The 16,831-nt window shown below is 52.1% G+C and carries 17 protein-coding genes and 1 tRNA gene; 9 read left to right on the forward strand and 9 right to left on the reverse strand.

Going from position 1 to position 16,831, the window contains the following annotated elements:
• The first annotated feature begins 134 nt into the window (after window positions 1-134).
• From KKD83_04390 to KKD83_04425, 8 genes are all read left to right on the forward strand, one after another.
• A tRNA-Ser gene (locus tag KKD83_04390) sits at window positions 135-223 on the forward strand.
• A gap of 102 nt (window positions 224-325) precedes the next feature.
• Window positions 326-1,447 (forward strand): DNA-processing protein DprA, encoded by a 1,122-nt coding sequence (gene dprA / locus KKD83_04395; protein MBU2535391.1) that lies wholly within the window; start codon window positions 326-328, stop codon window positions 1,445-1,447.
• A gap of 4 nt (window positions 1,448-1,451) precedes the next feature.
• Window positions 1,452-3,548: a type I DNA topoisomerase gene (topA, locus tag KKD83_04400; GenBank protein ID MBU2535392.1), complete on the forward strand. Its 2,097-nt coding sequence runs from the start codon at window positions 1,452-1,454 to the stop codon at window positions 3,546-3,548.
• Window position 3,549: 1 nt separating this feature from the next.
• The gene (xerC, locus tag KKD83_04405) at window positions 3,550-4,494 is read left to right on the forward strand and encodes a tyrosine recombinase XerC (GenBank protein ID MBU2535393.1); all 945 of its coding nucleotides are present in this window, start codon (window positions 3,550-3,552) and stop codon (window positions 4,492-4,494) included.
• Complete coding sequence (locus KKD83_04410) at window positions 4,376-5,554, forward strand: aminopeptidase P family protein (protein MBU2535394.1); 1,179 nt, start codon at window positions 4,376-4,378, stop codon at window positions 5,552-5,554. The genes xerC and KKD83_04410 overlap by 119 nt, the downstream gene beginning before the upstream one ends.
• Before the next feature lies 1 nt (window position 5,555).
• A complete protein-coding gene (efp, locus tag KKD83_04415) occupies window positions 5,556-6,113 on the forward strand; it encodes an elongation factor P (GenBank protein ID MBU2535395.1) in 558 nt (185 codons plus the stop codon).
• The gene (locus KKD83_04420; protein MBU2535396.1) at window positions 6,110-6,769 is read left to right on the forward strand and encodes a PHP domain-containing protein; all 660 of its coding nucleotides are present in this window, start codon (window positions 6,110-6,112) and stop codon (window positions 6,767-6,769) included. The genes efp and KKD83_04420 overlap by 4 nt, the downstream gene beginning before the upstream one ends.
• A 4-nt stretch (window positions 6,770-6,773) precedes the next feature.
• Window positions 6,774-7,598: a phosphoglycerate transporter gene (locus tag KKD83_04425; GenBank protein MBU2535397.1), complete on the forward strand. Its 825-nt coding sequence runs from the start codon at window positions 6,774-6,776 to the stop codon at window positions 7,596-7,598.
• A 97-nt stretch (window positions 7,599-7,695) separates the two neighbouring features.
• On the opposite strand, the gene KKD83_04430 is transcribed toward KKD83_04425, so the two are convergent.
• The 6 genes from KKD83_04430 to KKD83_04455 are packed head-to-tail and all read right to left on the reverse strand — an operon-like array spanning window position 7,696 to window position 14,386.
• Complete coding sequence (locus KKD83_04430) at window positions 7,696-8,307, reverse strand: ATP-dependent Clp protease proteolytic subunit (protein ID MBU2535398.1); 612 nt, start codon at window positions 8,305-8,307, stop codon at window positions 7,696-7,698.
• Window positions 8,308-8,318: 11 nt separating this feature from the next.
• Window positions 8,319-9,641, reverse strand: a complete 1,323-nt coding sequence (gene tig, locus KKD83_04435; protein ID MBU2535399.1) for a trigger factor — start codon at window positions 9,639-9,641, stop codon at window positions 8,319-8,321.
• Entirely contained in the window at window positions 9,638-10,582 is a 945-nt protein-coding gene (locus tag KKD83_04440) for an MBL fold metallo-hydrolase (protein ID MBU2535400.1), read from the reverse strand. The genes tig and KKD83_04440 overlap by 4 nt, the downstream gene beginning before the upstream one ends.
• Complete coding sequence (aspS, locus tag KKD83_04445) at window positions 10,583-12,385, reverse strand: aspartate--tRNA ligase (protein ID MBU2535401.1); 1,803 nt, start codon at window positions 12,383-12,385, stop codon at window positions 10,583-10,585. It abuts the gene before it with no gap.
• Between the two features lie 30 nt (window positions 12,386-12,415).
• Window positions 12,416-13,393, reverse strand: a complete 978-nt coding sequence (locus tag KKD83_04450) for an alpha-ketoacid dehydrogenase subunit beta (protein MBU2535402.1) — start codon at window positions 13,391-13,393, stop codon at window positions 12,416-12,418.
• Complete coding sequence (locus KKD83_04455) at window positions 13,394-14,386, reverse strand: thiamine pyrophosphate-dependent dehydrogenase E1 component subunit alpha (GenBank protein MBU2535403.1); 993 nt, start codon at window positions 14,384-14,386, stop codon at window positions 13,394-13,396.
• 222 nt (window positions 14,387-14,608) lie between these two features.
• Between KKD83_04455 and KKD83_04460 the strand changes: the two genes are divergently transcribed.
• Entirely contained in the window at window positions 14,609-15,826 is a 1,218-nt protein-coding gene (locus KKD83_04460; protein MBU2535404.1) for an MFS transporter, read from the forward strand.
• Window positions 15,827-15,832: 6 nt separating this feature from the next.
• Here KKD83_04460 and KKD83_04465 read toward each other — a convergent pair whose 3' ends face one another.
• From KKD83_04465 to KKD83_04475, 3 genes are read right to left on the reverse strand one after another with little or no spacing between them, the layout of a single operon-like run.
• The gene (locus KKD83_04465; GenBank protein ID MBU2535405.1) at window positions 15,833-16,066 is read right to left on the reverse strand and encodes a sulfurtransferase TusA family protein; all 234 of its coding nucleotides are present in this window, start codon (window positions 16,064-16,066) and stop codon (window positions 15,833-15,835) included.
• Window positions 16,067-16,080: 14 nt separating this feature from the next.
• Entirely contained in the window at window positions 16,081-16,569 is a 489-nt protein-coding gene (locus KKD83_04470) for a DsrE/DsrF/DrsH-like family protein (GenBank protein ID MBU2535406.1), read from the reverse strand.
• A 15-nt stretch (window positions 16,570-16,584) separates the two neighbouring features.
• Window positions 16,585-16,776 (reverse strand): hypothetical protein, encoded by a 192-nt coding sequence (locus KKD83_04475; protein MBU2535407.1) that lies wholly within the window; start codon window positions 16,774-16,776, stop codon window positions 16,585-16,587.
• Window positions 16,777-16,831: the final 55 nt, after the last annotated feature.

Consider the following 16,831-nt stretch of genomic DNA (forward strand, 5'->3'; position numbering starts at 1 on the left):
ATGGTGCCGCTCTCGAAAAGCGGTCTTCGCGCAAGCGGAGCGTGGGTTCGAATCCCACCCTCTCCGTTTTATAAATTAAATGACTGGCCTGGCAAGCTGTTATATAATGCCTATTTGTCTTAAAGACGGTTTGCGGAGAGGTGCTGGAGTGGCCTATCAGGCACGCCTGGAGAGCGTGTGTAGCCTTTGGCTACCGTGGGTTCGAATCCCACCCTCTCCGCCATTATATTTCTATTAGATGGCTTCTGACTGAGTATATCATTGTTTAATACTCGTCATTAGCCGATTGTCTGCACTATGTCTCTATGATAGAATTGCCTTGAAGATGACAGATAAAGACCTCAAATACTGGGTGGGTTTCAGCCTCATACCGGGCATCGGGCGCGTGCGTTTCGCCCAGCTAGAAAACCATTTCGGCAGCTTGGAAGACGCCTGGCAGGCAGCGTCCGGCGAATTGAAAAAGGCTGGCCTTGACCGCAATGCAGTACAGGCGATTACAACCTGGATACCAAAGATTTCTTTAGACGATGAAATGGAAAAACTGTCCCGCTACGGGGTAAAAGTCTTTACCTGTAATGACGAAGCGTACCCATCTCGGTTGAAAGAGATTTATGACTACCCGCCGCTGCTGTATATCAGGGGTGAACTGCTGCCGCAGGACGAGTGGTGTCTGGCGGTGGTCGGCACCCGGCGGGCAACCGTTTACGGGAGGCAGGTAACGGAGGAGATAGTGGCTGACCTGGCACGGAGCCAAATTACCACGGTCAGTGGCCTGGCCAAAGGCATCGATTCCGTGGCCCACCAGGCGGCGCTGGATGCGGGAGGCAGGAGCATCGCCGTCTTTGCCTGCGGGCTTGACATTGTCTATCCCAGCGAGAATGCGGACCTGGCCCGGAGGATTATGCAACAGGGCGCTCTCATCAGCGAATACCCTCTGGGCACAAGGCCAAGGGCGGACAACTTCCCCCGCCGCAACCGGATTATGAGCGGACTAAGCATGGGAGTGCTCGTCGTTGAGGCGGATATAACCAGCGGTGCCATGATAACGGCGCGGTTCGCGCTGGAGCAAAACCGCGAGGTATTTGCCGTTCCCGGCAGCATTCTTTCGCCGGCCAGTCGGGGTACAAATCATCTTATTCAGGAAGGTGCCAAACTGGTGCGCGATTATACCGATATCCTGGAAGAGCTTAACCTGATGACGATAGCGCGGCAGATAGAGATGAAAGAGATACTGCCCGCTTCCGACACGGAGTCCTTGCTGCTGAAACAATTGAGCGCCGAGCCAATTCATATCGATGAAGTTTGCCGCAGCAGCGGGCTTCCGGTGTCCACTGTCAGCAGCACTTTGGCGATGATGGAACTGAAAGGGTTAGTCAAGCAGATGGGACCGATGAGCTATATACTGGCCAGAGAGGTCAGGGAGGAATATCGAGTGAGGGTGGATTAATATCATGGCGAAGAATCTTGTAATCGTAGAATCACCGGCGAAGGCCAGGACACTGCTCAAGATACTGGGCAGCAGCTACAGCCTGAAAGCATCGCTGGGCCACATAAGGGATTTGCCCAAGAGTGAACTGGGTGTGGACGTAGAAAACGGTTTTGCTCCCAGATATGTGGTACCGAAGGCGAAAAGCAAGATCGTTAATGAGCTGAAAAAGGCAGTTAAAAACGCGTCCACAGTCTATCTGGCCACCGACCCTGACCGTGAAGGAGAGGCCATTGCCTGGCATCTGGCTGAAGTAACGAAATCAGGCCGCAAACCATATCGCCGCGTCGTTTTCCACGAAATAACCAGCGGAGCGGTCAAACAGGCGTTCCAGCACTCTCGCTCTATAGACATGCAGCTGGTCAACGCACAGCAGGCACGGCGCATCCTGGATAGACTGGTCGGCTATAAACTCAGCCCTTTGCTCTGGAAGAAGGTGAGGCGCGGCCTTTCCGCGGGGAGAGTCCAGTCTGCCACAGTGAAAATAATCGTGGACCGTGAGCGTGAGATACAGGGCTTTGTGCCGGTGGAGTACTGGACAATTGAAGCTGAACTGGCCAAAAAAGGAGATAAAGTTCCGTTCAGGGCCATGTTAATCGGCCTCATGGACGGCGCCAAGGTAGGCATCCCCAATGAGCAGGAAGCAAGTCGGGTTAAAGGAGAGCTGGAGCAGGCGAGCTATCGTGTCTACCGGGTCAATATGAAAAAAGTTAACCGTCAGCCGGCTCCCCCTTTCATTACCAGTACTCTGCAGCAGGAGGCCTGGCGCAAGCTGCGCTTTACCGCCAAGCAGACGATGGCGATTGCCCAGCAGCTTTACGAAGGTCTGCCCATTGACGATGAAGGGAGTGTGGGGCTTATCACCTATATGCGCACCGATTCTACCCGGGTGGCGTCTTCCGCTATTGCCGAGACCAGAGACTACATCGGGGAGAAGCACGGTGCCCAGTACCTGCCGTCTCATACCCGCATTTTCAGGGGGACTGTACGTGGGGCGCAGGAAGCGCATGAAGCCATCCGCCCTACCCGCATATACCGGGAGCCTTCGCTGGTCAAGAAATACCTGACGGCGAGCCAGTATCGACTCTATGACCTTATCTGGAAACGTATGGTAGCCAGCCAGATGGCGGCGGCTGTCTTCGATAATACTACCGTGGACATTGAAGCTAAATGTCCGGAAACCGATTACTTACTGAGAACTTCCAGCTCGGTGAATGTATTTCCCGGATTTATCGTCCTCTACAGTGAGAGCAAGGATGAGGCGGATGAAGAGGAAAAGAAGGGCAAATTACCCTCATTAAGGAAAAACGAGGACTTGAAACTTCTGGGAATATACCTGGAGCAGTGCTTTACCCAGCCGTCACCCCGCTTCACCGAGGCCACGCTGGTCAAGATGCTGGAGCAGTGGGGCATTGGCCGTCCCAGCACCTATGCACCGATCCTTTCCACCATCCAGGACCGGGGCTACGTAAGCAAGGTCAGGGGCTGTTTCCAGCCCACTGAACTGGGCGTTCTGGTAAACGACCTGTTAAATCAGCATTTCGCTGACATCATTGATATTCGGTTTACTGCCAGTATGGAAGACGAACTCGACGATATCGTGAAGAAAAACCGCAATTGGGCCAGCGTCGTTCAGGATTTTTATACACCATTCAATAAGGACCTGGAGAATGCTTTTCAACAAGCGGAGAGAGTAAAGCTGCCCGTTGAATTGACCGATGAGACCTGTCCGGAATGCGGCAAACCTCTGGCCGTAAAGCTGGGGAGATACGGTAAATTCCTTGCCTGCAGCGGTTACCCGGAGTGCAAGTATACGAAGTCATACCAGCTCAAGACGGGAGTTAAATGTCCCGAGTGTGGCGGTGAGCTTGTGGAACGGGTAAGCAAGAAAAAACGCATCTTTTATGGCTGCGGCAATTATCCAGAGTGTACGTTCGCCGTTTTCTATAAACCCCTCCCCGACCCCTGCCCCAAATGCGGTGGATTGCTGACGCAGCACATGGGCAGGTACGCCAAGTGTACCAAGTGCGACTACAAAGGGAAGCTCGAACGTGAGCAGTGATATGCAGGAAGCACTGAATAAATATGTGAACTATCTGGAAGCGGAGCGAGGGCTCTCGCCGTATACGGTGCGAAATTACACCATGGACCTTATCGGCAACTACGCACGCGGTTCAGAGAAAGGCTTCTTCCAATTTCTCAGGGTTAAACAGATTGATTCGCTCGACGAAGTGGACAAGCAGGTCCTCCGCGACTACATGGCGTGGCTTATGGAGCAGGGCGTGGTCAAGAGCAGCATCGCCCGCAAGCTGTCGGCCATCCGCTCCTTCTACCGTTATCTGCTGAGGGAAGAGAAAGTGTCGGCCAATCCGCTGGAAAAAGTTTCCTCCCCGAAGCTGGACCGTCGTCTCCCGTCTTTTCTCACCGCAGAAGAAACAGTGCGACTCCTGGAAGCACCCGACCTGTCAACTCCTCAAGGGCTGCGTAACCGGGCCCTGTTGGAATTGCTCTATGCTTCGGGGATGCGGGTCAGCGAGCTGGAGAGCCTGAACCTCGAGCAGTTGAATATGGAAACAAAGGAAATCCGGGTCTGGGGCAAGGGTTCAAAGGAGCGAATGGTGCTCATCGGTGAGCCGGCAGCGCATGCCTTGAATAACTACCTCGTACAGGGGCGTCCTGTTTTGCTGGGTAAGAAGAAGACAAACGCCGTTTTTCTCAATCAGTATGGCGGGCGGCTGCCAGCACGAAGGATACAGAAAATTCTGGACAGATGCGCACGGAAAGCTGGCATCGAGAAGAGAGTTCACCCCCACGTTCTCAGGCACACCTTTGCCACCCACCTTCTCGATGGCGGTGCCGATTTAAGGGTCGTTCAGGAGCTGCTCGGCCATGCCCAGCTGGCGACCACTCAGGTGTATACTCACGTCAGCCAGAGTCAGGCGCGGAAGATATATCAGTCCGCCCACCCGATGGCCAGAAAGAGAGATAACGGGGTTGAAAACGAATAACCGGTTGTCGCGGTTGCGGCAGAGACTGGCCGAACTGGAAGTTGATGCCATCTTTGTCTCCCAGCCGGAGAACCGTCGCTACCTTTCTGACTTCGACGGCTCTGCCGGGTATTTACTCATCACCGATAAGGACGCTGTTATCGCCACGGACTTTCGCTACATAGAACAGGTTAAACAGCAGTCTCCAGACTACCGGCTGTTCCAGATAGCTGGTGATATGCTCGACTGGTTTCCCGAGCTAATCGCTGACCTTCGGGGTCAGAAACTTGGTCTTGAGTCCCAGTATATATCGCTTGCTATGCATCGTCAGATAAGCGATATAATGAAAAAAATGGAATCTGCTCCCAAATCTGTCTTTTTGGAAGGATTGGTGGAATCGCTGCGAGCGATTAAGGACGCTGAGGAAATCGAGCTCATCGCCCGGGCCGCGGACATAAGCGATAAAGCCTTTGGGTATATCGAGCAAAATATAAAAGCTGGCATGACTGAAAAAGAGGTGGCCTGGGAGGTGGAGAAATTTATGCGTGAACATGGCAGTCAGGCGGTGCCGTTTGACATCATTGTTGCTTCCGGCCCCAATGCTGCCCTGCCCCATGCCCGACCTTCGGAGCGTGTTATTCAGAAAGGAGAGCCGGTGCTCATGGATTTTGGCGCCAGGGTAAACGGCTACGCCAGCGACCTGACCCGTACCATCTGCCTTGGCGAACCTGATGATAATTTCAAAAAAGTGTACGACGTCGTTCTTGGTGCGCAGCTGGCGGCGATAGAACTCCTCAAGGAAGGTATGACCGGGGAGCAGGCAGACAACCTGGCGCGGACGGTTATTACTGAAGCTGGCTATGCTGAGGCTTTCGGGCATGCGCTGGGTCACGGAGTCGGTCTGGCGGCGCATGAGGCACCGCGCCTCGGGCCGGGCTCCGGTGAGAAACTGGTTTCCGGCATGGTGTTTACCATTGAACCTGGTATCTATCTCCCCGGCTGGGGCGGGGTCAGGACTGAAGATTTGGTTGTTCTGGAGAACGGAAAACTGAGAGTACTTTCGAAAGCGAGGAAGACGTAAAATGATCAGCGGTGGTGAACTGCGAAAAGGAATTATCATTGAGCTTGACGGCACGCTTTATCAGGTGGTGAACTATCAGCACGTCAAGATGAAGCGGACCGCGCTGGCACGTGTCAAGCTGCGCGACCTGAGTGCCGGCCATACCACCGAGCGCAGTTTCCAGTCTGATGACAAGCTGGTGCGGGCACGCCTTGATTCACGCCCGATGCAGTATCTCTATAATGATGAGGACGTGTACTATTTCATGGATGTGGAAAGCTTTGAGCAAATTGAAATCAACCGCGCCCGGCTGGGCGATACATTAAATTACTTGAAAGAGGGCTTTATCGTGGAGGTATCCAGCTACAAAGGTGAGGTGGTCGATATCGAATCGCCCGTAGCTGTGGAGCTTGAGGTTACCGCTACCGAGCCCGGTTTCAAAGGTGACACCGCTACCGGCGGCAGCAAACCGGCAACACTGGAAACGGGCCTGACGCTTCAAGTTCCGCTCTTCATCAATGAGGGCGATGTCATCAAGGTCGACACTCGTACCGGTGAATACCTGGAAAGGAGCAGTTGAGTCAGTTGCTGAAAGCAGACCTTCATGTCCACACCGAGTATTCGATGGACTGCAGTATGCCTTTGAATGTAATAATTGAACGGTGCCAGCAACTTGGCATCAACTGTATAGCCATCGCCGACCACGGCACGGTTGAAGGTGCACTCGAAATGCAGCGTATCGCCCCCTTCACCGTAATCGTTGCCGAGGAGATATTGACCCCGCATGGCGAATTAATGGGCATGTTCCTCAAAGAAAGTATCCCCAGCGGCCTCTCCGTGGAGCAGACGATTGCTCAAATCAGGGCACAGGGCGGCATAGTGTGCGTTCCGCATTCTTTTGACGTTTTCCGGCCGTCGGCCCTGAGCGATAAGATAGTTGAAGAAATCGCACAGGAAATTGAGGTCATTGAGGTCTTCAATGCCAGGAGCCTGCTCCACCGCAGTTACGAGAAGGCGCTGGCTTTTACCAATAAATACAACATTGCCCAGAGTGCCGGCAGCGATGCCCATACACCGGGTGAGATAGGCAATGCCTGTGTAGAAATGCCGGAGTTTGAAGGTCGTGATGACTTTCTTCAAGCGCTGGCCAAGGGCAAAATCATCGGCCACCGGACCAGTCCTTTAACTCACTTTGCCAGCGCCTGGAACAAACTGAAAAATCGTACCTGGCGGTAACAAAATGTATCAACTTGGATGGTTTTCCACGGGCAGGGGCAAAGGGTCAAGAGGGCTGCTTAAAGCGGTACTTGACAGCATTGCATCGGGTGAGATTGATGCCGAGTTCGCTTTCGCCTTCTGCAGTCGTGAGTACGGCGAAACCGAACCGACCGACATTTTTCTCCATATGGTTGAGGACTACCATATTCCGCTGGTCACATTTTCCTATCAGGAATTTAAAGCAAAAACAGGTGGTTCGGGCGGTGTTCCTGATGAAATCTGGCCCTCATGGCGACTTGACTATGACCGCGAGGTAATGGCCAGGCTGCAGGATTACAAACCAGACCTGTGCGTGCTGGCAGGGTACATGCTTATCGTTGGGCCGGAGATGTGCCAGAAGTATGACATGATAAATCTCCACCCTGCTGCACCTGGTGGCCCGGCCGGGACCTGGCAGGAAGTCATCTGGAAATTGATTGAGACCGGGGCGGAATCAACCGGTGCCATGATGCACTTGGTCACGCCGGAACTGGACAAAGGCCCGGTGGTAACATACTGCACGTTCCCAATTCGTGGTGAACCGTTTGACCGGCATTGGACAGAGATAAAAGGAAAATCGGTGGCGCAGGTAAAACAGGAACAGGGTGAAGAGAACGCCCTTTTCCAGCTCATCCGACAACGAGGAGTGGTCAGAGAATTACCGCTGGTTATCACCACCGTCCAGGCATTCAGCCAGGGTCGGGTGCAGATAACGCCGGATAAAAGGGTCGTTGACGCCGGGGGGAGATTGATAAGAGTTTATGACCTCACCGCAGAAATCGATGAAAAGGTGAGTGGCTCTATCTGATTGCCCGGTCTGTTACCTGTAATATGCACTCCGAAACAAAACTCCCCTCCCTGATAAAAACCGAGAGGGGAATTTATTTTTTAAATCTGGTTGCTAATTACTTCTTCGCTTCTTTCGTACCGTCTTCTTTTGGTTTTTTCAGGACTTCGTCCACAATGCCGTATTCCACAGCCTGTTCGGCATTGAGGTAGAAATCACGGTCAGTATCATGAGCGATCTTTTCCAGTGTCTGCCCGGTATGCTTTACCAGGATACCCCTGATTATATCCTGAATGCGCATGATTTCCCGGGCGGCAATCTCGATGTCGGCGGCGTATCCCTGAGCGCCACCGAAAGCCTGATGCATATGAACGGTGGAGTTGGGTAAGGCATATCGCTTGCCCTTGGCGCCAGCGCAGAGCAGCACTGTACCCATGCTTGCCGCCAGTCCAAGACAGATGGTGGAAACATCCGGCTGGATGAGCTGTATGGTGTCGTAAATCGCCAGGCCGGCATTAATGACGCCGCCCGGGCAGTGAATGTAAAGGCTTATATCCTTGTCCGGGTCCTCCCTTGCCAGATAGAGCAACTGGGCAACAATGACGTTGGTCACCTGGTCATTGATAGGCATACCCAGCATGACGATGCGCTCTTTCAGCAAGAGTGAATAGATATCAAAGGCGCGCTCCCCTCTGGCACCACTCTCGATGACCATCGGTATGACATTCATTGGATTGATATTCATTTTTTAGCCACCTCCTTTTTAGGTTTCCCTTTTTTCTCCTTCTCGCTTTTGGCTATTTCCACCAGTCGCGCGACCGTTTTGCGTGCCAGTAAGATTTGCCGGATAGAATCACGGGAAGGCGGTGCATTGAATGCCTTCTGCAATTCTTCCTTGTTCTCAGCCGCATTTTGCAGCATCGTTTCAATCTCATTATCTATCTCTTTATCATTTACTTCAATCTTTTCTGTTTCTGCAAGCTTGCCCAGTACGAGAGATTGTGTTACTCTTCTGGTCGCCACCGGATGTAATTCCTCGTGCAGTTGCTCCTCTGTTTTATCAATGCTCTTCAAATATTCTTCCAGGTTCGCGCCCTGCCTTTCAAATTGCCGGGTTTGCTCATGCATTATACGATGTATTTCGGCATCCATCAGAATTGGCGGAAATTCAACCTGAGAGGAGGCGACCACCGCATCTATGACTTTGTCTTCAAAATCGACCTTGGTTTTCGCTTCCGCCCTTAGCTTCAGGTTTCGGGATACCTCTTCCTTCAGAGCAGCCATATTCTTGATTTCAGGCCCCAGTTGTGTGGCGAACTCGTCGTTAAGCTCGGGCAATATCTCCTGTTTTACCTCCAGCATTTTCACCGTGAAATGGGCCTCTTTTCCGGCGAATTCATTTTGGGCGTAATCTTCCGGAAGTTTGATATTGAAGTTCTTCTCATCTCCTTTATTCATCCCGATAAGCTCTTCGGCAAAGCCCGGGGCCGGAGAGCTGGAATCCTGCATAACGAGGTACTGTACTCCTTCCCGGTTGATAAATGGCGAACCATCCACCTGGCTCTCTAAATTGAATACAGCCAAATCACCAAACTTAATGGCGCGTTCCATCGATTCCCAGGTCGCATTCTGGTGGCGCAGCTGTTCGATCACTTCATTCACATTCGCAGCTGTTACTTTCACCGGGTCGGGCTTCATTTTGACACTCTGATAATCACCCAGCTGTACCACAGGTGCCATAGGTACCTTGGCCTTGAAAATGACCGGGTCGGTTTGCACCAGTTCAATCTCCGGACGGGCAATAGCTTCTATCTGCTGTTCTTTGATTGCTTTCTCATAGGCCTGCGGCAGCAAATGGTTCACCGCATCCTCGAGAACGTTATCTCTACCCAGATAGCGTTCCAGTATGGCACGCGGTGCTTTGCCTTTGCGAAAGCCCGGGATATTGGCCCGTTTGGCCAGGCGCTGATAGGACTCTGCCATTGACTCTTCAATTTCCTGCGGTTCCATCTCAATGGTTAGAAATACCTGACTGTTCTCCGTCTTTTCCTTGGTTACCTTCACGACTTCGCTACCTTTTCACTCAGCACTTTTTTATCCTGAAAATGTTTCAGAAGACCGGTAATATTCATGGCCACTATGCCGTCGGCCAGGTACTGATAGAGAGGTCCCGATTCTCTGGCCGGTTCCAGCTCGGAATAAAGCTGCGCCCTTATCCTTTTAAATGCCGCTTCAAAGCCTCCTTCGACAAAGGCCTGGGAAATGAGGGTATTCCAGGCTTTGAGTTTATCCATAGCTGTTTGTATGCTTTCTCTAACCTTGTCAGTGGCGCCAAAGTGACCGAAGTAAATCAGATTTGCGTTCAACTCCATCAATCTTTGCAGCGAACTTGTATATAGCTCGAGGTCAAAGGCAGGTGGCGGTGTGGCCGGCATCAGCACCTTACCTTCTGCCACCGAGATACCAATGGCATCACCGCTGAACAGGCCGTTGTTCCGACTCTCCAGAATACACAGTTGATGTGGGGCGTGTCCGGGCATATGGAGAACGCGCAGGCTTTGCCTTTCACCGAGCTTGAATACTTCGTCACCGGATACCGGCACGACCCTCTCCTCATCAATTGGTGCCATCGGCCCGGTCTTTTGCATCATCCTTTCTCCCATCGTAGAGGCGAAGCTTTTCACCAGTCTCTCCGGATTAGACAAGTGCCGGGCACCTTTATCATGGACTATAACCCGGGCCCGGGGCATATATTTTATCAGTTCACCAGCCCCACCGGCATGGTCCAGATGAATATGAGTTACGACAATGTAATCTATATCCTCAGGGTCAATCCCCGTCTTTTTTATGCCATTCAGGACTGTATTCACCGAGGTGGCCGGGCCGGTATCAATCAGCGCTTTCTTCTCTTCATTGATAAGGTAAACACTTCCCCACTTGGGGATGGAATAAAGCTCGTTGTCGATTAGAATTATGTTTTGGGCTACTTCTTTTATGTCAACCATCTATTCTTCTTCTTCGCGCAAAAGGATGTGCAGTTCAGCAAGCTGTTCCTCCGTGACCGGTGCCGGGGCATTGAAAGTCAGGTCAAGGGCGCCCTGGGTCTTGGGGAAAGCGATTACCTCGCGGATGGTCTCTTTGCCTGCCAGCAGCATCACGATGCGGTCAATGCCCAGCGCGATACCTCCGTGAGGCGGCGCACCATATTCAAATGCCTCAAGCATATGCCCGAAGCGCTCTTCAATATCATCGTCAGTGTAACCAAGCAGCTGGAATATTTTGCGCTGGAGTGTTGCCGTGTGAATTCTGAGGCTGCCGCCGCCGATCTCAAACCCGTTGCATATCATGTCGTAGTGTTTGCTGCGCACCTTTTCCGGCGCCGTATCCAGAAGCGACTCATCTTCATCCCACGGCCTGGTGAAAGGGTGGTGTTCCGATTCCCAGTAACCGGTTTCTTCGTTCTTTCTCAGCAGGGGGAAATTTTTAATGTAGGCAAAAGCGAGCGTGTTCGGGTCGGCCAGTTTCAGCCGTTGCCCTATTTCCTGTCGCATTGCACCGAGTGAGATATTTACCGTTTTGGCATCACCGGCAACAATCAGAAGCAGGTCGCCAGTGCTTGCCTCCATGCGCTCCGCCATTGCCTTTATCTGTTCCAAGGTAAGGAACTTGGCCGCTACCGAGTGGACCATGTCGGGGGTTAACTCATCCAGGCTGCCACCTTTTGACTCACCGAGTGCTATCGTTACCAGTCCGCCCGCTCCGCAACTGCGTGCCAGCTGGTTCAAATCATCGAGTTGTTTCCGGCTGTAGGCAGCACAACCCGGTGCCCGGATGCCCTTGACCTTGCCTCCACCGGCAACAGCCGAGGTGAAAATGTCAAAACTTGACTGCGCCGCGATGTCTGACAAGTCTTTCAATTCAAGGCCGAAGCGCAGGTCAGGTTTATCCGTTCCATATTGATTCATGACATCGTTATAGCTGAAGCGGGAAAAAGATTCCATAACCTTCGTATCCGGCTTGATGGTCTTTACCAGAGCAATGAAGAGTCGCTCCAGCAAGCTTAAAATGTCCTCGTCTTCAACGAAGCTCATTTCCAGATCGAGCTGGGTGAATTCAGGCTGGCGGTCGGCTCGCGTGTCCTCATCACGAAAACAGCGGGCAATCTGGTAGTATTTCTCCATCCCGGCGACCATCAGCAATTGCTTGAGTTGCTGTGGAGACTGGGGCAGCGCGTAGAATTTACCGGCATGGACACGACTTGGTACCAGATAGTCGCGGGCGCCTTCGGGGGTGCTCTTGATGAGAATCGGCGTCTCAATCTCAATAAAACCATCCGCATCGAAGAAATCGCGAATGAATTTCACCACCTGGTGACGTAGTATCATGTTCTCCCGCATTACTGCTCGTCGCAGGTCGAGGTAGCGATATTTCAAGCGCAGGTTTTCTTCCACTTCTACATCTTCATTGATGTAAAAAGGTGGTGTTTTCGACGGATTTAAAATTTTTGCGTCATGCGCGATTACCTCAACCTCACCGGTGGATAATTTGAGATTCTCTGTTCCCGGCGGACGTTTGGCCACTTCGCCACTCGCCCACACCACGAATTCGCTGCGCATCTGGCTGGCCACTTTATGGCACGACTTTGACACCTCGGGATTGAAAGCAACCTGAACGATGCCCTCTCTATCGCGGAGGTCGATAAAGATGAGACCGCCATGGTCCCGGCGTCGGTCCACCCAGCCGGCCAGGGTTACCGTCTGACCAACGTTTTCTTTTCTCAGTTCACCGCAATTGTGACTTTTAAGCAAGACCAGCCCCCTGAACCCCTGCTCTCCTGTTTAAACGATGGATTTGACCGCTTCTACGACCGTATCTTCTTGGGGTAGCACCATTCTCTCCAACGCACGGTTAACCGGTATGATAGTATCGGGTGTAGCTACCCGCTGTATGGGTGCGTCAAGATGGTCAAATGCTCGTTCCTGAACGAGAGCTGCGATTTCCGCGCCAACACCGCACGTTTTCATCGCCTCGTGGGCAATAATTAGTTTTCCTGTTTTCTTCACCGAATTAATTATGGTATCGATATCCAGCGGACGAAGCGTTCGCGGGTCAACGACTTCCGCTTCAATCCCCTCATCTGACAGCGTCTGGGCAGCGTTCAGCGTCTTGGGCAGCAACGTTCCCCAGGCCACAATGGTAACATCTTTTCCCTCTCTCTTGACCTCCGATTTCCCCAGCGGAATCACATATTCCTCTTCCGGCACCGGTCCACTCACACCGTAGAGAACACCTGGCTCCAGGAATATAATCGGGTTGGGGTCTCTGATGGCTGCCTTCAATAACCCTTTGACATCGTAGGGTGTGGACGGCATGACCACTTTCAAACCTGGTACGTGGACAAACCAGGCTTCAAAGCTCTGTGAGTGCTGACCTCCCAGGCCAATGCCTCCCTCGGCGGCTGCTCTGATGACCATTGACACCTCGGGATGCCCCCCGGAGAGATAGCGCATTTTGGCAGTCTGGTTGACGATTTCGTCCATGCAGATGGTCATCCAGTCGACTCGCATTATCTCGGCTATCGGCCGCATTCCCGCCATGGCGGCTCCCAGCGCATAGCCAACTATTGCCGTTTCGGAAATGGGCGTGTCAATCACGCGCTCGCCACCGAACGCGTCATATACGCCTTTTGTGGCGCTAAAAGCGCCGCCCAATACTCCCACATCCTCTCCGATAAGAATTACTCTATCGTCTCGTGCCATCTCCTCTTTGATGGCCTCGGCCAGCGCTTCACGATAACTTATCTGTCGCTGTGGCATTTATTTCTCTCCTTCCTGAGCATAAACCCACGTGAAAGCCGTTTCCGGTTCGGGTTCGGGGCTGTTCAGGGCAAAATCAGCAGCGTCCTCAAACAGCTTCTGGCACTCCGCATCTATCTGGTCGGCTGCTTTATCGTCCAGGTAACCGAGTTCGGCAAGTTTCCGGCGGAATATCTTGATAGGGTCCTTGCTGGCTGACCAGTCCTCAACTTCGCCCTCGGGGCGATAAATATTACCATTGGGCAGTGTATCCATGCGCATACTGTGACCGCGCAAACGGTAGGATACGGCTTCAATCAGACTGGGGCCGTCTCCTTGCCTGGCCCGGTCCACCGCGCTTTTCACCGCTTCATATACAGCGATTACATCGGTCCCGTCAACCCGGTATCCAGGCATACCATAGGCGGTAGCGCGGGCGGAAATGTCGATATTGCCACAGGCTTTGCCTTGTGGCATGGACAGGCCATACTGGTTATTGGTGCAGACGAACACCGTCGGCACCTTCCATACTGCCGCCAGATTTAGTCCTTCGTGAAAAGTCCCCCGGTTGGCCGCGCCGTCGCCGAAAAAGCTGAGGCATATCTGTCCCGTTTGACGCATTTTAATGGCCAGTCCCACGCCGCCGGCGATATTGATGCCGGCTCCAACAATGCCATTGGTGCCGAGTATCTGCCGACTGAAATCTGACATGTGCATTGAGCCGCCTTTACCCCCGGTGCAACCGGTTGCCTTGCCGAGCACTTCAGCCAGTATAATGTTTATGTCTGCGCCTTTGGCCAGTAAATGTCCATGGGCGCGATGGGTGGAGATGATGTAATCCCTTTCCTCTAAGGCAGTGCATGACCCTACGGCTACTGCTTCCTCGCCGATGGAAACATGGCCGGTCCCGGGGACAAGACCCTGCTTGGAAAACTCTGTGATGCCTTCTTCAAATGTTCGGATGGTGAGCATTCGGCGGTACATATCTAAAAGGTTTTCTTTTGTTAGTGGCATATGTTCTCCTCCTACCTGAGAATTGAATCCGGTTCTTGCTGGTGATTATTTAAAGAGTGTACCTGATGATTTCTTTTGAAAGATACCATAATTTACCTTACTCGTCAAAATCGTATTGCTTATTTGAAACAGTCCGCAATCTTCCATTAAGATATGATGATATATACTGGTCAGCAAGTGCAATTTACGAGGAAGATATATCTAACCTGAAGGCTTAGTTAATTGATACATAACAGCAGATTCAGCACCACTTTACGTAAATGGGGCGGAGGAATCGCCTTGCTCCTCGCCTATACCCACCTCAGCCATGATTTGTGTGCCGGTTTGCTGACGGCATTGCTGCCGTTAATCAAAGAGGGGCTGGGGCTGACATATCTGCAATCTGGCATACTGCTTTCCGCCTATACCATCACCTCCGGTCTTTCTCAGGTTCCCGGCGGCTGGCTCGGTGACCGGATAAGGAGAAGTATCGTGATTGCGGTGGGATTGGGTGGGATTGGTCTCTCTACCCTTGCCGTCGGCTTAAGTCCGTCTTACTATCCGATGATAGCCATTCTCATAGTTATGGGCATTTTTGCCGGCGGTTATCATCCTTCGGCAGTGTCTATGCTCTCCGGTTACTATGAGGTAACCAAACGAGGCAAGGTTATTGCGCTTCATATGGTGGGCGGCAGCATCGGTTTTTCCATCGGTCCCCTTCTGGGTGGGCTGATTGCAGATTATATGGGGTGGCGCTGGGCATTTATCTTACTGGGCATTCCCGCTATATCCGCCGTCCCTATAATAATAAAGAAACTTGCCCGCGCCGAAAAAGCTGCCGGCATTACGCCTCAGCAGCAAGCGAAGGAAGAACAAACCCGCACAAATAGCAGCAGAATTGGCATAATTCAGATACTAAGACCAATTGCAATGCTCTTTTTCTTAAGCGTGGCTATGCATCTTGTTGCCGGTGCTGCGATGTCTTTTGTCCCGCTTTACATGGTGGGTAAGCACGGTGTTGCCCCGGCCTATGCAGCCATACTGGTAGGTATCTTGCGTCTTGGCGGCATATCCGGCAGTCTGTTTGGCGGCTGGCTATCCGACCGCTGGGGGAGGAAGCAGGCCACCATCCTTTCACTGGTAGCCACCGGCCCTGTCCTGTATATATTAACGATGTTGCCATTTAATGCCGGGTTTATCGTCATCCTGATTGTTTTCGGTATGTGCCGGTACATGACTCAGGCAACGATGCAGCCATACCTTATGGATAACATCCCGGCTTATCTCAGGGCAACTGCATTCGGCATTTATTTTGGCATGTCACTGGAAGGCCAGAGCCTTGTACAGCCCCTGGTGGGACATTTTATGGATATTTATGGCATCGCCAGCGTATTTACGGTTATCGCCATAGCCAGCATAGCGCTGTCGCTGGTGGCGTTGCTTTTGGCCAAGAGAGTCTGAGAATCCTCACTGGTGAGTTTTCTTCACATAGACTTTGATTTCTCCGCCCTCTTCCTTTATCCCTAAAAATTCATGGCCTGTGGTCTGGCACCAGGCCGGCATGTCCTGTTTTATGCCTTTGTCGTCGGAGAGAACTTCCAGGACTTCTCCCGTTTCCAACTCCTTGAACTTTTCTGCTGTTTTGACGATGGGCATCGGGCAGTAAAGGCCTAAACAATCGAGTGTTTTATCCGCCTTCATCGCTTCTTCCTTACCTAGATGAAAAGGGTCACCTTTGATTGGCGTGCTTCATTCAGGAAAAAGGCGGCACCGGCTAGGCTGTCGATTTGTTCACGGAAAGCATCTTCGTCAGGGATGCCCATAATACCACAGGTGGTGCTGCACGGGACCATCTTCACCCCCATCTCCTGGGCCATAGTTATCATCTCGTCAATAGATGGGTAATTAACGTCTTTCATCAGCTTCTTCATCATCCAGGTGCCCAGGCCAAACATATTGAAACGGGAAAGCTTCAGTCGCTTGCTGCCGCCACGGTTCATGAAGTTCAACATCTTCTTCATCAGGCCCTTGCTTCTGATTTTACCCTCGTTTTTCTTGATGATATTGAGACCCCAGTACGTGAAGAACATGCTTACTTCCATCCCCATGCTGGCGGCTGTGGTTGCCAGGGTGAATCCAGCCAGAGCATGGTCCAGGTCACCGTTGAACATAACTATGGTCAACTTCTCCTTTTCGTCGGCCATTTATTACTCCTACTTTCAGGCATTCCCGCTTTTGATTTCAGCTCCACAGTAAGGACATTTTGTCTTCTCACGGGGAACCGGTTTCCGGCATCTGGGGCAGTAGAATACGGTGACACCACATGCCTGACAGTATGCGCCGTCCGGGGCCATCATCTCTTCGTCACAGTACGGACAGAAAAGCCGTTTCTTTTCCTCTTGCTCTGCCATTACTTCTTCCCCCCTTTTGCCTGTTTTTTCCGGTAATTGTCTATCGCTTTACTCA

This window comes from Chloroflexota bacterium, from assembly GCA_018829775.1.
Lineage (GTDB): Bacteria > Chloroflexota > Dehalococcoidia > Dehalococcoidales > RBG-16-60-22 > E44-bin89.